This window comes from Pelagicoccus mobilis, assembly GCF_016595505.1.
In the GTDB taxonomy this organism is placed as follows: Bacteria; Verrucomicrobiota; Verrucomicrobiia; order Opitutales; family Opitutaceae; genus Pelagicoccus; species Pelagicoccus mobilis.
Genome location: NZ_JAENIL010000048.1, coordinates 1 through 15,261, shown reverse-complemented (window position 1 = coordinate 15,261; position 15,261 = coordinate 1). Strand labels below are relative to the sequence as shown.

Genomic DNA, 15,261 nt, shown 5'->3' with positions numbered 1-15,261 from the left:
GGGATTGCGAAAGAGTGAAGGGAGAAATTTCCGATCATAGACTGCTTTCCAAGCTGGATGATATCAGTTTGCGGACTCGCTTTTTGGTGAACTCGGCTGGGGGCTCTAGGTTTTCATGCTGGTAGATCTTTTTCAGACGGGTGTAGCGCATGAGGTGATCCGGCTTCACCGAGAGATCGAGCTTTCGCAGACAAACCGGGCAGAGGTGCATCGGGGCGGCGTCTGTTTCCTCTAAATGGTTCGAGCCGTTCATAAGGCAGTGGTAGTAGATGCAGTGTTTGATCCCGTACATGTGCCCGATTTCGTGGGTCATGACTTTCAAGGCCCGTTCCGTGTACAATTTGGGTTCGCTGGCGAGATTGCCATAGCGGGCGATACTAAAGACGCCGACGCTTTCGCGGAGATTGGCTAGGCCGAAAACGAAGTTCCACGTTTCCTGCGGGTAGAGGTCGGTGGTGGTAAATGCGATGACGGCGTACGCGTCGTTCGGTTTTTGCACTTTCAGAACTTCGAGTATGTCCGCTGCGTTCAGTTGGCGTTTCCCAGTGAATTGATTGATGCGGGTCGAAATGAGCCGAGTGTCTATAGGCATCGTTTCTAGCAGCTTGACCTTAGTATCGAAAAAGGCGCTACAGTATTTGATTAGAAGTTCCTGGAATTCGATTGGGAGATCGCTAACACCGATTGGTTGCAGGTATAGGTACGTCGAGTCGGTGGGCTTCGCGTAGTCTTCTTGTAAAAAGCGAGAGCAGGTTTGGCCGCGTTCGATATGGCTGGATAGCCAATCGATGGGGCCGGGGTCGGGGATTGTTGTGAACTCTTCGGTATCTAGGAAGAGAATACGCTCTGTTGGTGTGAATTCGTCGGTCGGACCGACCGCTTCGAGCTGCTTGACAACGCTAGGTGGATGGAAGTCTGGAGCAGCAGCGAGGTGAAGTGTCAGAAGGGCGGGGAGCAGGAGGGGCAACAACTTCATGACTTAAATCCTACGAACGTAGGATTTAGTGTCAAGTTGGGTGCTTTGTTTTTAGGTTGTTGGCAATGACGGAGCATTGCCCTCCTGGTTTATAGCTTCGCTTTGAGCTCTTTTGCTTTCTCGTAAGAAGCGTCAGCTGTTTCGCCGAGGACGCAGAAGTGGCCCATCTTTCGTCCGGGGCGTGCTTGGGCTTTTCCGTAGAGGTGAAGCTTTGCTTCCGGGTGTTTGAGAAGTTCGGCAAAGTCAGGAGCGCGGCCAGTCCAGGCGTCGCCTAGGATATTAACCATAGTGACTGGGCTGAGCAGTTCGGTCGAACCTAGAGGGAGTCCGCAGACGGCGCGTACGAATTGTTCGAATTGGGAAGTGACGCAAGCGTCGATCGTGTAGTGCCCTGAGTTGTGCGGACGAGGGGCGAGCTCGTTTACGGCGAGTGTTCCGTCCTTCAAGACGAAGAGTTCAACGCCGAGCAGGCCGACCAATCCAAGCTTTTGAGCGATTTCCTTGGCGAGTTCTTCGGCTTTTTCGCGAAGCTCTGGCGAGATGCGAGCAGGGATGATCGAGTAGTCGAGAATGTGGTTGGTGTGGATGTTCTCAGCTACTGGGAAAGTGGAGACTTCACCTTGTTCATTGGCAGCGACCATGACCGAGATTTCCATAGAGAAATCCATCCAGCCTTCGAGGACAGCGCGGTGTTCACCGAATTCCTTCCAGATTGCGGCAGTATCCGGATTTTCGCTACTGATTTTTAGCTGTCCTTTACCGTCGTACCCGAAGGCAGCGGTCTTGAGGACGGAGGGTGTGCCGATTTCAGCGAGCGCTTTCTCGAGGTCTTCGAGGGAGTCGATGATGGCGAAAGGGGCGCATGGAATCCCGTTGTCGCGCAGGAAATTCTTTTCGCGTTCGCGGTTCTGGCAGATGTGCAGAATCTCGGGACGCGGGTGGAGAGCGATCTTCTCCTTTAGCTCTTGGGTTGCCTCGCTTGGGACGTTTTCGAACTCGTAGGTGACTACGTCGGAGGATTTCGCGAGGAGATCGAGAGCAGATTGATCCGAGTACTTGGAGTTGATTTCCAAGTCGGCTACATGTCCCGCCGGGCAGCGGTCCTGTGGTTCGTAAACAACGAAACCGTAACCGAGAGAGCGGGCTGCTTGCCCTGTCATGCGACCGAGTTGGCCTCCGCCGAGGATGCCGATAGTGGAACCGGGTGCTATCATTTGTGTACCGAGCGAGTTGAGAGTTTTTTAACCACAGATTACACAGAATGGCTCAGATAATCTGTTGAATGTGTTTGGTGTTTAGCGAGCGGCTTCTAAGTGTTTCAAGGCTTAGTCGAGCTCCATGGCGTCGACTTTGGCTTTGAGTTGCTCGCGGTAGTCCTCGAGCTTTTCGCCGAGCTCGTCGTTGGAAGTGGCGAGGATGGAGACGGCGTAGAGAGCGGCGTTTTTGGCTCCAGGAGCTCCGATCGCGAATGTGGCCGTTGGGATACCGCCGGGCATTTGCACGATGGAGAGGAGTGAGTCCATGCCCTTCAAGGACTTAGACTCTACAGGGATTCCTAGCACGGGGAGAGTCGTGAGGGCGGAGACCATTCCTGGTAGGTGGGCTGCTCCACCAGCTCCAGCTATGATGCACTTGAGGCCGCGTGCTTTGGCGGTCTTGGCGTAGTCGTACATCTTCTCGGGAGTGCGGTGAGCTGAGACGACCTCAGCCTTGTAAGGGACTCCGAAGTCTTCGAGGACTTCGGCGGCTGCCTTGAGGGTGGGCCAATCGGAGTTGCTGCCCATTATGATTCCGACGAGTGGTGTTTCTTCTGACATGGCTTTGTGCGAGGAGGCTTGAATAAGTATTTTGAGTAGCGCTCGGGCAAGGTTAAAAGCGGGGCCGCTCTCTCTATGGAATTTGGCGACAAATTGCTGGTCCGAATGGAGCGAGATGACTAGCGTGCGAGCCATTATCCCGACACGTACTATGGAAGTAGCGAATTCTCCCCGAATCAAGGTTCTCCTCTTAACTGGACAGTCCAATCAGTGGCATAATTGGAAGGTCAGTAGCCGAGCTCTTGCCTCGGTGGTTGAGGACGAAAGTATTTTTGAATTGGATACGATTGTATCGCCGTCAGCCGGGGAGGACTTTTCGGAGTTCAGCCCGAACTGGGGCGACTACGACGTGATCCTTCTCGACTACGAGGGGGATGAGTGGGCCGAGGATGTTAAGTCGGCCTTTGTCGACTACGTGCGTGGAGGAGGTGGAGTGGTGGCCTTTCACGCGGCGGACAACGCGTTTCCGAACTGGGTTGAGTTTAACGAGATGATCGGTGTCGGTGGCTGGGGAGATCGAGACGAGAGCGTTGGCTCTATGGTGCGTTGGCGGGATGGCGAGATGGTTTTGGACGATGCGTCGGCGGGAGCGATGCATCCGGATGCCTTTGAGTTTCAGGTAGAAACGCGTGCTCCGAAGCACCCGGTTATGAAGGGGTTGCCTGCGAGTTGGCTGCATGCGATCGACGAACAGTACAGCTGTTTGAGAGGGCCGGCGAAGAACTTAACGGTGTTGGCGACCGCTATTGCTGGACCGGAAATCGAGAACGGGACCGGAGAGCACGAGCCGATGCTGATGGCGATCGATTTTGGCGAAGGACGTGTTTTTCACACCACTCTGGGCCATGTGGGAGCGGATGATACTGAAACCCCGCTGGCTATGAAGTGTGCCGGTTTTATTGAAACCCTCTACCGAGGTCTCGAATGGGCGGCGACTGGAAGCGTCACTCGCGACGTTCCAGCGGATTTCCCGAGTTCGGAAAAGACGAGTGTCCGCTAGCCTTCTTTTATCAGGTAAGGGCCCCAGCCTTTTTCGAAGAACTCGCGTTCGACGGTGGGGCTTAGGTCAACGCTTTGTTCGCGGACTTCGAATTGGTCGCCATTTTGTCTGATACAGATTTTGAGGGCTTTGTCCTTGTCCTGCTCTGTTTTGAATCGGAAGCGGCTTAGGTCTTCTGTCTTGGCCTGTGGGCAATCGTCGCCAGCTGGGGTGCAGATGGCGCGAGCCCCGCGACTGCCGCCGCCGTTTTGGATATAGTGGTCGAGAGCGGTGAGGACTGCCTCGGAGACATTGGCCATTTGCTTCCAGCGGATGGCGCTGCCAACGAGCGAGGGCGAGTTTACGGTGATGCCTTGCTCTTGGACGAGGCATCGTAGGGCTCGGGCGTCGGAGAGGGCTTGGGAGACTTCGTCGGCTGTGCAAATGATGCCAGCGCGATCGCTCATGCGGGCTTGGATCTCGGTTTTGATCTCGTTGGTGGATTTGCCTGTTGGTGACCCGACGAAGGAGGCGGCTTCTGAAAGGGCGACTGAGAGTTGATCTTGGAGGTCGCTCGTATCCAATTCTGCAGAGGTTTTGTTGAGGCTGGATCGCTTGATGGCGACCGCGACGCGTTTACCGAAGACCTGGCCGGAATTGAGGGCGGCGCCTCCGGGACGGGTCACGCCATGGCTGCCGGCGGCTTCGCCCACGGAGTAGCAGCCTCTGAGGTTCGTTTTACCCCAGTCGTCGATGAGGATGCCGCCGTTCATGTGCTGATTGTTCATGGCGAACTCGAGCGGTTCTTTGCAGAGGTCGGTGCCATGCATGCGGTAGAGCTCGATAGCGAGCGGGTTCATGCGGCGAAGGCGGTCGATCGGGAGGTCGTAGAGGGCTTCGTTGTTTTCGAGGTAGTCACGGACGTCGGAATCGAGGTCCTCGAGTGAGAATTGTTCGTCGGGATTGACGGGGTCCGGATTTTTGAGGAAGTCGAGGAAGACTTTGCGGCCGGCTTTCTGCTCGAGGAATACGGCGAGATCGAAAAGGCTAGAGCCGTAGTCGAGCATGCGAGTGGAGTGGAATGGCCATTGGTATCCTTTGCGGAATGTATTGGATACCATCTCCCGAGTGGTGCGGTAGTAGTTGGCGAGGAAGTTGATTTCGTTTCCGTCTTCGTCGACTGAATACACTCGGGGCATAACCTGCACGTAGGTGCCTGAGAGGTTCCAAGGGAACGTTGTGCGAGGGGTGCCGATTCCGAATTGGCTTTCGGTGAGATTGCAGAGTTCAACGCCTGCTTCGAGAGCTATGCCAAGTCCGCCATGGCAGTGGTGTGGGTAGACGCTGTCGCGGTAGAGTTCGCCCGGTCCCCCGGTAGCGATTACTAGGTCCTCGCACTGGATGAAGATGAACCCGTAGGGATTTCGCTTTTCGGAACGATGAGCGGCCAGAACGCCGACGACTCGTTCTTCGCCGCTGGTGCTTTGTTTGATGATTTTGAGTCCGCTGCAGCCAGAAAGTATGCGCATGCCGAGTGTGATGGCCTCGTCGAAGAGGACTTTGACCATGAGCTTGGAGGTGCGTGGTCCGCAGCTCGTGGCGCGGCCAGCTTCGTCGTGGTCGGTCTGGTAGCGAAGGATAGCGCCTTGGTCGTCATGTGGGAGGGGGAGGCCCATGAACTGTAATCCTCCTAGGGCGTCGATTGATCCGACGGCTTCGACGTAGGCTGTCGAAAAATTCATGGCGCCGCCTGAGCAGAGACCTTCGGCGTATTTGAGGAAGTTGTCGCCCTTGTAGTCGGTGCTGGCGGTATAGAGTGTCTGCTTGTCGGATCCGGAGCAGGCCGAGGTGCCTGCGAAGAGGCCGGTGCTTGCGACGAGGACGTCGATCTGGCGGCGCTTCAATTCAACGGCTGCTCTCATCCCCGCCGCGCCGCTGCCAAGAACGAGTGTTTCGCACCTGTAGGTAGGGATGGTGGCGCCTGCGACCTCGATTGTATCTTTGGACGCGGGGATGTCTTTTACGTTTGGCATATCGACCCGTGTGAGGCGGTCGAGGATCTCCTGAGGGATGGAGTCGAAGCCGTCTTGAGCGTTGTCTGAGGATGCGAGGTTTCCGTTTTGTGCTGCCATAGTTGGATTGAGGAGGCTGGGAAAGGTGGGGGAAAAGGCAAGGAAACTTTCTTATTAGAGAATAAAGTGAGTAAAAATTATCGCTAGAGAAAATATGCCATTTTATGTGGGCACAAAAAAACCGCCAGAACTGGCGGTGAAAATTGGGAAATTGGAGGCGTGGGCCGGAATCGAACCGGCGATAGAGCTTTTGCAGAGCTCGGCCTTACCACTTGGCTACCACGCCCTCCGTTGCAAAGGACGGTCACCTTTGCGTTTTGGTATCGAGTTTCAAGTAGAAACTTCGAAAAATTGTAGCTTGGGCCAATTGGGCTGCTGATAGCCCTAGCGTTTGAAGAAGAGGTGGTCGCCGATGACGGTGGTGGCTCGCATGCCGTGGCTCCAACTGGGTAGCTCGTCTTTTCTAGAGTAGTGGTCTGCTCCGAAAGTGACGTCGACCAGGCTGTTTTGGTAGAGCTCGTCTACAATCGATAGAGCTAGGCTCCAGTTGTAGTCTTGCGAAGCTCGGCGTACGAGCTGGTCGTATCCAAACTTTCCAGTCTTGTCGGTGCTCGCCTTGTTTAGGGCTGTGAACGCGTAGGGTTGTTTGACGATGAAAATGTAAGGTTTTGAGTCTCGGTCGGCGCGATTGGCGATGACGGAGGCGACGGCGCGGAGTCCTTCCTCGCCCTGGTTGGACGCTTCGAGGATGAGGCAGCTCGCGATGATCTGTTTTTCCCAGGCGAGATTCTCTGGTGTGGTGGACTTCGCTAGACCGAGTTGCGTCAGGAGGTGCAAAATCGTGAGAGCTGCGATTGGGCGGATCATTTTATAGAAGTAGAGGTTGGTTCAGCCATACTACAACGTAAAGGCGGCGGTGTTCCTTTTCGTTCGGTTGAATGTAGGAAAACGGCTAATAGAGAGCGTCGATTTTCTGAGCGGTGGATTTGAGGTTCGCCCTGAGTTCTGGAGGGGAGAGGGCTATGGCGTTTTCGCCCCAGCTGAGAATCCACGAGCTGACTTCTACTAGGTTTCCGAGTCTGAATCGTATGGTGACTGAGCCGTCTGGATGATATTCCACTTCTTGGGAGGGGTGCCAGACATTCTCGGCTATGTATTCAGAAATAGGGTTCAGGAATTTAATCGCGATCTCGTGATCGCCTTCTGGCGAGTAGATACCGAAGCTGCTTCCTAGATATTCTTCTGCGGAAAAGTTTTTCGGGATTGTAAAGCGTGTTTCAGTTAGCTGAGCGGAGCTTGCTCGGCTGAGATGAAAGGTACGAATTGCGTCGCGTTTCGCGTCGAGGCCGATGGCGTACCACTTGCCGAGGAAGTTGGTCAAATGGTAGGTTTTGAGAGTGCGGGCTTCTGCTTCTTTGGCGCCTAGTTTTCGATACTGGAAGGTGATCTCACGTTTTTCTAAGGCCGATTTGGTGAAGGTATTTAGTATTGAGTCCTGAATTTGGGAGGAGCGGCCTTGGCGAAATGATATGGTTTCGCTCAGTTGCGTGAGGTTGGCGGTAATGGTTTCCGGAAGGCTGGCCGCGAGTTTGTTCAGCGCGTTGGAGAGAGGTTTTTCAAATGGGGTGCCCTTGTAGTGGTCCATGGCTTTGCGAGCGATGGAGAGGGCGAGGAGTTCACCTTCGGAAATGTCGATTGTGGGGAGGCTCTGAACTTCTTTTGTGTAATAGAAACCGTGTTTGGATTGGTGGTATTCTAGGGGGAGCAGCATGCGGTCCCTCATGAAATCGAGATCTCTACTGATGGTTTTGGTGCTTACTTCCATTTCCCGCGCGAGTGTCGTGCAGTTTGGATACGAGCCCGTTTTCAGTTCTTGGTGGATACGGAGCATGCGCTCGATGGCCGGGCGTTTGAGAGAGTGTATTTTGGAATCGTTATCCATGTATTGAGAGGTTTGCTCGCTTCGTGAAAGCCGGCGGTTTCTGATAGATGAAATAGTGTTTAGCGCACTGGAGAGGGACTTGTAATGCTACTAGTCCCTCGTAGAACTACGGTAAATAGAAGCTGAAAATCTGATATAAAATGCCTAAAATACTATTTTATAGTCAATTTAGGTTGAATAATGAACATTGTGAACTTTGTTACGAATCGATGATCACAGATACGCAAAAACAAATTGCCGCGACAAAGGCTAAATTGGAAGCTCTCGAAAAGAAGGCTGCTGCTGAAATCTCCAAGAAGCTGACAAACTTGCACAAGACTGTTGGGTTCGCTTCCCGCGCGGAGCTGATCGACGCTTTGCAAAGCCTCGAAGGTCCGACGCGTGGCCGCAAGCCTAAGGCGGCTGCTAAGCGTGGACGTCCAGCGGCCAAAAAGCGTGCGAAGCGCACAAAGATCACTGAAGAGCTAAAGGCTGCAGTGATTGAAGCTGTGAAGGCTGGCAAAAAGGGAGCTGCGGTTGCCAAAGAATTCGGCATCTCTATTCCATCACTTCAGAATATCAAAAAAGCTGCTGGCCTCACAAAGGCTCGCGGCAAGAAGTAGGTATTCTGCTTTTATATTCTTTTTCGAAGCCTGCTCTCGTTTTGAGGGCAGGCTTTTTTGCGTTTTGGAAACGTTGTCTAGTAGCGTTGCAGGGACGGATCGATTTGAAGCGACCAAGCATCGATGCCGCCTGCTACATTGGTGGAGCTCTCGATGCCGTTGTCTCGAAGGAAGTGTACTACCTTGAGGCTTCGTCCTCCGTGGTGGCAGTGTACTAGGATGTGCTTGTCCTTGGGGATTTCGGCCAAACGGGCGGGGATTTCTCCCATGGGAATCAGTATGCTGCCGTCAATATTGCAGATGTCGTATTCAAACTTTTCGCGTACGTCGATGAGGACTGTATTATCCTGAGCGAGGAGTTTATTGGTGGTGGCTACATCGATTTCGAGAGGTGTTTCGCTCATGTTATTTGATTCTGTTGATTCGTTGGAGGCTGCTGCTTTTGTTTCGCAGGTTTCCTGATAATTTTCGGGACTGATGCTTTTATATTTGGGATTCTCTCCGCAGAGAGGGCAGTGGGGGTCTTTCTTCAGCTTTAGCGTTTTGAAGTTCATGCCCATGGTGTCGATATAGAGTAGCTTTCCGGATAGGGAATCTCCGACGCCGGTTAGGTGCTTTATTGTCTCCATCGATTGGATACTACCGACTATTCCGCAGAGAGCTCCCATGACTCCGGCTTCGCCGCAATTGGGAACGGTGCCCGGGGGTGGTGGTTCCGGGAAAAGGCAGCGGTAGCATGGTCCGCCGTTTGTTGGATGAAAAAAGGAGGCTTGGCCTTCGAACTTGAAGATGGAGCCGTAGACGAGGGGCTTGCCGGCGAGATAGGCAGCGTCGTTGTTCAAGTATCGAGTGGCGAAATTGTCAGTGCCGTCGACAATGATGTCGTACTGGCTGAAGAGCTCCACGGCATTGTGGGGCTGGAGACCCTCTTCGTGAAACTGGAGTTTCACGTGTGGATTTACTTCCTGAAGCGTTTCTTTGGCCGATTCTATTTTAGGACGATCGATATCTGACTGGCCGTGTATTATTTGACGCTGGAGGTTGTGTAGCTCGACTTTATCGAAGTCGGCGAGTCCGATCGTTCCGACTCCGGCGGCTGCCAAGTATAGAGAGACGGGGCTGCCTAGTCCTCCCGCTCCGATGACGAGAGCTTTGGCGTTCTTTAGTTTTTCCTGACCGGAGACGCCTATTTGTTCTAATAGAATGTGGCGACTGTATCGTGCTAGCTCTACTGAGCTGAGCGGTTCGTTGGCTGTCGAAGACATATTGGGTGTTTTTGAAGATAGCTAAAACGGAATCAACCGTTTTTGACGCGAAAAGGTTGCTTAGGTGTATGTGGGTTCGCGATTGACGGATGGGGCGTCTTCCGGTTTGTGGTGTGGCATGGCTGATCGTTATGCAGTAATCATGGCTGGTGGAAAAGGTGAGCGGTTTTGGCCGGCTAGCCGTTTAGCACGTCCGAAGCACTTGCTTCCGATCGTTGGGGAGAAGCCGATGCTTACCCAAACGGTTGACAGGCTAGTAGGACTTCTTCCAGCGGAGAATATTATAGTAATTACCAATAGCGAGCAGGTGGACGGGGTACGCGATGTTTGCCCGATGCTGCCCGAAGCTAATATTGTGGCGGAGCCGGTAGGGCGTGACACGGCGGCAGCGGTTGGTTTGGCGATGTTGTTGGTCAAGCAGCGAAATCCAGGCGCTTCTATGGCGATGCTTCCAGCGGATGCGTTGATCAATGACGCGGAATCATATCAAGCAGCCCTCGACACTGCTTTCAAGGCGGCGGAAACGTCGCCGAGTCTCGTTACATTAGGTGTGCAGCCAACCGAGCCTGCGACCGGGTACGGGTACATTCAGTGCGGCCCGGTGAAGGATGTTATCGACGGGCGTGACATATTTAGCGTTCGCCAGTTTAAGGAGAAGCCGGACCTGGAAACTGCTAAGCTTTACTTGCAAAGTGGAGAGTACTTCTGGAACGCGGGTATGTTCGTTTGGAGCGTAGATACTATTTCTGCAGCTCTGGAGGAGTTTACGCCGACTCTCATGACGGGACTCAAGGAGATCGAAGCAGGAATGCAGGGAGGTCAGGACCTCGTCGGACTGCTGAGCGAACTCTACCCAACGTTGGAGAAGATCTCTGTGGACTTCGCTATAATGGAAAAGGCTACGAATGTTCTTACTCTCGCAGCTACGTTCGATTGGGATGACGTTGGAGCTTGGCCGGCGATCGAGCGTCACTACCCGGCAGACAAGTCGGGGAATGTGAACAAGGGTGAAGCCCGCTATCTTGGCGCTTCCAATAATATAGTTGTTTCCGAAAAGGACCACCTCGTGGCTTTGATAGGCGTTGATGACTTGATCGTAGTAAATACCGGCGATGCCACTTTGATTTGCCCGAAGGATCAGGCGCAAAAGATCAAGGACATGGTTCGCGCCCTGGGCGAAGAGGAAGCGCTGAAGCGTTTGATGTAGTTTTCGCTTTTTAAAATGCGTTGTATTGGCGTCGATTACGGGGAGCGGAGGGTTGGTGTAGCCTACGGAGATGATATAGGTGTGGCCACCCCTCTTCCTGCAATTGTCGAAGATACCGAGCCAGAGCGAATCGACGCTCTGGTGGCGCTCGCTAAGGAGCGTCGCGCCACCGACCTCGTTTTCGGCTATCCCTATAATATGGATGGTTCTGTGGGGTTTAAGGCTAAGGAAGTCGACGCGTTCATCGAGAAGCTGCTAAAGAAAATCGATCTTCCAGTACATCGACTGGATGAGCGGCTAACGTCGGTGGAGGCTTCGAAGGCGTTTCCGAAGGGCCGGAATGACGAGTTGCGTCGCTCTGGGAAAATCGATTCCGTGGCGGCGAGCCTGATTCTTCAGGATTATCTGAGTCAGAATATCCAGCTCCCGGAGTACGATCCGTACGAAGAGTACGATGAAGGCGAAGAGGAGTATTATTGATGCGTTGGAAGTGTACGTGCTCGTATGACGGGACCGAATACGCTGGCTGGCAAAAGCAGCCAAACAAGCTTTCGGTCCAGCAGGTCATTGAGGATGTGCTGGGCAAGCTCTTCAAATCACCTGCGGGTATTCAAGGCAGCGGGAGGACGGATGCTGGGGTGCATGCTCTCGAGCAGGTTTTCCATTTTGATCGTGACTGGAAGCATGGTGGGGAGGCCTTGGTTAAGGCCCTGCGTGCCCTATTGCCGAAATCGATTCGGGTAGAGTCTGCGGTGGCGGTTGGCGACGACTTTCATTCCCGTTTTTCGGCGGTGTCCAAGCGCTACCAATACAGGTTGAAGCTTGGTGAGGCAGATCCGTTTCGATGGCCCTACTGCTGGGAAGTGCCTGCTAGTCTGAATCTTAATTTGGTAGAGGCGGCAATGGGGCGTTTAGTTGGAAAACACGATTTTGCAGCGTTCGCCGCGAGTCGAGGGGCGGGATTGGAATACGAGTCTACAGTTCGGCATATCACAAATGCTCGCTTAACTCAGGATTCGGAGTGCGTGACGCTTTCGTTTCAAGCCGATGGATTCATGTATAAGATGGTACGAAGTTTGGCTGGCACGGTGGTGAACGTCGGGCTTGGCCGTTTGGCGCTAGATGATGTTGATACACTGTTGGAGTCGAAAGAGCGTATTCCGCTCGTTCAAGCAGCCCCCGCGAGAGGATTGTTCCTCGAAAAGGTGTTTTACTGAGGGTTGTTGCGGTATGTTGCTTTAAGTTGAAAGGAAGTTGAGTTGAGTCATAAAATGACTCTATCTTTCTTGGCATGCTTCCCAATTGGCCTAAAGTTGAAATCGATTGTCAGTCGATAGTTGTACAAGAGTTTGATGGTAAGCTTTTTAGAGACTCTCTGCACGAGCATGAGGACTTCGAGTTTTGTTTTGTTTCGCGTGGTTCGGGCGATTGGCAGATCGGTGGATTAAAGGGGCGGTTTCGGGCTGGGACATTGTTGCTTTGCCCGCCTCGGACTTTGCACGCTTGGAATAGCGATGCTGTTTCTCAAAACTCGGAAGGCGTGTCTGCGATTGTGCTTCGATTTAAGCGGGATGTTTTGGGCGCGTCGCTGTTTCGAATTCCCGAAATGAGCGGATTGGAAAGAGTTCGAAACGCGATGGCTGAACCTCTGCAGTTCTCCGTTTCCGACCGCGATCGTTTGCGGGCTAGGTTGCGTTCTGTTGAGCGGGCCCAAGGGGTGTTGAGGCTTGCTCGTTTTCTGGTGGCTTTGGAGCTTGTTGCTGGGTTTGACTTTAGGCAAGTCTCAGATAGAGAGGGGAATAGGGATTCTTTAAACGCTAGGGACCTGGCTCGCGTGCAGGCCGTGAAGCGATTTGTCGAGGGGCGATTTAGGACCGAAATCTCGCGAGAAGAAGCGGCGGAAATGGTTGGTTTGGACGAAGCTTCGTTTTCCCGTTTTTTCCGCCGAGCAATGGGGACGACCTTTGTGGATTTCGTGGCTAGTTTTCGGGTGCGTCACGCAGCCGCATTATTGGGAAATCGCCGCGGTATTTCACTTCAGGAAGTGGCGGAGCAAAGTGGGTTCGGCAGTATGGCATCGTTTCACCGGCAGTTTCGGAAGCGTCTAGGAACGACTCCTGATTCCTATCGAAAAGCGGCGAATTCCGAGGTTTTGGCTCCATAGTCAAATTGGTGGATTATGATTGCTCAAAGGGGTGGGGAGTTCGATTTTCTGCGCCCTCTAATTTCAAAATCCGAAAACTAAACGAATTATGGGAAAATCGTTATTCCAGAAAGTATGGGACGCCCACACAGTGCGTACCTTGTCCAATGGTCAGACTCAGCTTCTGATCGGCACCCACCTCTTGCATGAGGTAACTAGCCCGCAGGCCTTCGGCATGCTTCGCGACCTCGGCCTCAAGGTTGCTTACCCGCACCGCACCTTCGCAACAGTTGACCACATCGTACCAACTGACTCTCGCGTTGAGCCATTCGCGGATCCTCTCGCGGATGCGATGATCAACGAGCTCCGCAAAAACTGTGCGGAAACCGGCGTGACCTTCTTCGATATGAGCACAGGCAAGCAGGGCATCGTGCACGTTGTTGGTCCTGAGCAGGGTATTACTCAGCCAGGTACGACAATCGCTTGTGGTGACTCTCACACATCTACTCATGGTGCCTTTGGTGCGATTGCTTTCGGTATCGGTACCACTCAGATCCGTGACTTGCTCGCGACTCAGACAATGGCGCTTGCACCTCTCAAGGTTCGCAAGATCGAGGTGAACGGTGAGCTCCGTCCGGGCGTTTACGCGAAGGACGTCATCCTCCACATCATTCGCCAGCTCGGCGTGAATGGTGGAACTGGATACGCTTACGAGTACGCGGGCGAAGTTTTCGAAAACTTCTCCATGGAAGAGCGTATGACGGTTTGTAACATGTCTATCGAAGGTGGTGCTCGCGTGGGGTACATCAATCCAGACGAGAAGACTTTCGAGTACCTCAAGGGCCGTCCATACTCGCCAAAGGGCGAGGAGTGGGATGCTGCGGTTGAGAACTGGAAGTCCTTCGCATCGGATGCAGACTGTGAATACGACGACATCGTCACAATCAACGCAGCCGACATCGCTCCAACCGTGACTTGGGGAATCAACCCAGCACAGGCGATCACTATTGAAGAGAAGATCCCAAGCGTGGACAGTGTCTCTGAATCAGAAAAGGCGATCACTGCCGAAGCCCTCGAGTACATGAAGCTCGAAGGTGGTGCTCCTATCGCGGGCACTAAGGTCGACGTTTGTTTCGTTGGTTCCTGCACCAATGGCCGTCTCTCTGACTTCGAGGAAGTTGCGAAGTACATCAAGGGCCACAAGGTCGCGGAAGGCGTAAAGGCAATCGCAGTTCCAGGTTCCCAGATCGTTGACGCGATCTGTAAGGAAAAGGGAATCGACGTGATCTATCGCGAAGCCGGATTCGAGTGGCGTGAAGCAGGTTGCTCTATGTGCTTGGCGATGAATCCGGACAAGCTCATCGGTGATCAGCTCAGCGCGAGCTCCTCGAACCGTAACTTCAAGGGACGTCAAGGTAGCCCAACGGGTCGTACGGTTTTGATGAGCCCGGTGATGGTAGCTGCGGCTGCTGTTAAGGGGGTGATCGCTGACTCTCGCGAAGTGTTCGGCATCCGTGAAACTGCAAACGCGTAACCATAAAGGAACTACACGAAAATGGCTTTAGAAAAAATCACTCAAGTAGCAGGTCGCGGCGTAACTGTAGCTGGCGACGAAATCGATACAGACCGTATCATCCCCGCGCGTTTCATGAAGTGCGTGACATTCGATAGCATGGGCGAGTACTTGTTCTACGATGTTCGTAAGAATGAAGACGGTAGCGACAAGGAGCATCCGCTGAACGAGGAGCGTTTCCAGGGCGCGAGCATCTTGCTCTCCGGCGCGAATTTCGGTTGTGGCAGCTCTCGCGAGCACGCTCCGCAGGCGATCTTCCGTTACGGTTTCCGCGGCATCATCGCTGAAAGCTACGCGGAAATCTTCTTCGGTAACTGCACGACTCTCGGTATCCCTTGCTTTATCGCAGCTAAGGAAGACATCGCTAAGATCTCCGCAGCGGTTGAAGCCGATCCGAGTGTCGAAATCACAATGGACGTGGAAAACCTCCAGATCCGTTTCGGTGAGGAGAGCGTTCCCGCAGTTCTCCGCGAGTCAGCTCAAGTCGCATTGGCTGCGGGCAAGTTCGACATGATCGGCGAGCTCAAGGAAGCGGAAGCTGAAATCTCAGCTGTTGCTGCTAAGCTCCCGTACTTGGCTAAGTAAGCCAAGTCGCTAGTCAAATTTACAGGTCGCGGTCCGAGGGCGTTTGTCCTCGGGCCGTTTTTTTGTCTAGGGGCGATTGTATTGAGCGTTTGCGCAGTTT

At 53.4% G+C, this 15,261-nt stretch carries 15 protein-coding genes and 1 tRNA gene; 8 read left to right on the top strand and 8 right to left on the bottom strand.

From position 1 onward, the window contains the following. Positions 1–34: 34 nt before the first annotated feature. From JIN87_RS21305 to purE, 3 genes are all read right to left on the bottom strand, one after another. Positions 35–976 carry an archaemetzincin gene (locus JIN87_RS21305; protein WP_200357649.1) on the bottom strand — a complete coding sequence of 314 codons (942 nt, stop codon included), beginning with the start codon at positions 974–976 and terminating at the stop codon, positions 35–37. A gap of 89 nt (positions 977–1,065) precedes the next feature. After that, positions 1,066–2,190 (bottom strand): 5-(carboxyamino)imidazole ribonucleotide synthase, encoded by a 1,125-nt coding sequence (locus tag JIN87_RS21300; protein WP_200357648.1) that lies wholly within the window; start codon positions 2,188–2,190, stop codon positions 1,066–1,068. Between the two features lie 111 nt (positions 2,191–2,301). Further along, a complete protein-coding gene (gene purE, locus JIN87_RS21295; RefSeq protein ID WP_200357647.1) occupies positions 2,302–2,793 on the bottom strand; it encodes a 5-(carboxyamino)imidazole ribonucleotide mutase in 492 nt (163 codons plus the stop codon). A 151-nt stretch (positions 2,794–2,944) separates the two neighbouring features. On the opposite strand from purE, the gene JIN87_RS21290 reads away from it, so the two are divergent. Next, the gene (locus tag JIN87_RS21290) at positions 2,945–3,793 is read left to right on the top strand and encodes a ThuA domain-containing protein (protein ID WP_200357646.1); all 849 of its coding nucleotides are present in this window, start codon (positions 2,945–2,947) and stop codon (positions 3,791–3,793) included. Here JIN87_RS21290 and JIN87_RS21285 read toward each other — a convergent pair. From JIN87_RS21285 to JIN87_RS21270, 4 genes are all read right to left on the bottom strand, one after another. Then, the gene (locus tag JIN87_RS21285) at positions 3,790–5,904 is read right to left on the bottom strand and encodes an FAD-dependent oxidoreductase (protein WP_200357645.1); all 2,115 of its coding nucleotides are present in this window, start codon (positions 5,902–5,904) and stop codon (positions 3,790–3,792) included. The two genes, JIN87_RS21290 and JIN87_RS21285, sit on opposite strands and share 4 nt — an antisense overlap. Positions 5,905–6,056: 152 nt before the next feature. Further along, positions 6,057–6,130, bottom strand: a tRNA-Cys gene (locus tag JIN87_RS21280). Between the two features lie 98 nt (positions 6,131–6,228). Continuing rightward, positions 6,229–6,711, bottom strand: coding sequence for a cell wall hydrolase (locus JIN87_RS21275; protein ID WP_200357644.1), 483 nt, complete (start codon positions 6,709–6,711; stop codon positions 6,229–6,231). 85 nt (positions 6,712–6,796) lie between these two features. After that, complete coding sequence (locus JIN87_RS21270; protein WP_200357643.1) at positions 6,797–7,786, bottom strand: helix-turn-helix transcriptional regulator; 990 nt, start codon at positions 7,784–7,786, stop codon at positions 6,797–6,799. A 209-nt stretch (positions 7,787–7,995) separates the two neighbouring features. Between JIN87_RS21270 and JIN87_RS21265 the strand changes: the two genes are divergently transcribed. Further along, positions 7,996–8,388: a hypothetical protein gene (locus JIN87_RS21265; protein WP_200357642.1), complete on the top strand. Its 393-nt coding sequence runs from the start codon at positions 7,996–7,998 to the stop codon at positions 8,386–8,388. Positions 8,389–8,465: 77 nt separating this feature from the next. On the opposite strand, the gene moeB is transcribed toward JIN87_RS21265, so the two are convergent. Continuing rightward, the gene (gene moeB / locus JIN87_RS21260; RefSeq protein ID WP_200357641.1) at positions 8,466–9,653 is read right to left on the bottom strand and encodes a molybdopterin-synthase adenylyltransferase MoeB; all 1,188 of its coding nucleotides are present in this window, start codon (positions 9,651–9,653) and stop codon (positions 8,466–8,468) included. Positions 9,654–9,771: 118 nt separating this feature from the next. On the opposite strand from moeB, the gene JIN87_RS21255 reads away from it, so the two are divergent. The 6 genes from JIN87_RS21255 (at position 9,772) to leuD (ending at position 15,161) form a co-directional block, all read left to right on the top strand. Continuing rightward, a complete protein-coding gene (locus tag JIN87_RS21255) occupies positions 9,772–10,860 on the top strand; it encodes a mannose-1-phosphate guanylyltransferase (protein WP_200357640.1) in 1,089 nt (362 codons plus the stop codon). Between the two features lie 15 nt (positions 10,861–10,875). Next, a complete protein-coding gene (gene ruvX / locus JIN87_RS21250; RefSeq protein ID WP_200357639.1) occupies positions 10,876–11,340 on the top strand; it encodes a Holliday junction resolvase RuvX in 465 nt (154 codons plus the stop codon). Beyond that, entirely contained in the window at positions 11,340–12,077 is a 738-nt protein-coding gene (truA, locus tag JIN87_RS21245) for a tRNA pseudouridine(38-40) synthase TruA (RefSeq protein WP_200357638.1), read from the top strand. The genes ruvX and truA overlap by 1 nt, the downstream gene beginning before the upstream one ends. A gap of 74 nt (positions 12,078–12,151) precedes the next feature. Next, positions 12,152–13,024 (top strand): helix-turn-helix domain-containing protein, encoded by an 873-nt coding sequence (locus JIN87_RS21240; RefSeq protein ID WP_200357637.1) that lies wholly within the window; start codon positions 12,152–12,154, stop codon positions 13,022–13,024. A gap of 88 nt (positions 13,025–13,112) precedes the next feature. Next, complete coding sequence (gene leuC, locus JIN87_RS21235) at positions 13,113–14,537, top strand: 3-isopropylmalate dehydratase large subunit (protein ID WP_200357636.1); 1,425 nt, start codon at positions 13,113–13,115, stop codon at positions 14,535–14,537. Positions 14,538–14,558: 21 nt separating this feature from the next. Then, a complete protein-coding gene (leuD, locus tag JIN87_RS21230) occupies positions 14,559–15,161 on the top strand; it encodes a 3-isopropylmalate dehydratase small subunit (RefSeq protein WP_200357635.1) in 603 nt (200 codons plus the stop codon). Positions 15,162–15,261: the final 100 nt, after the last annotated feature.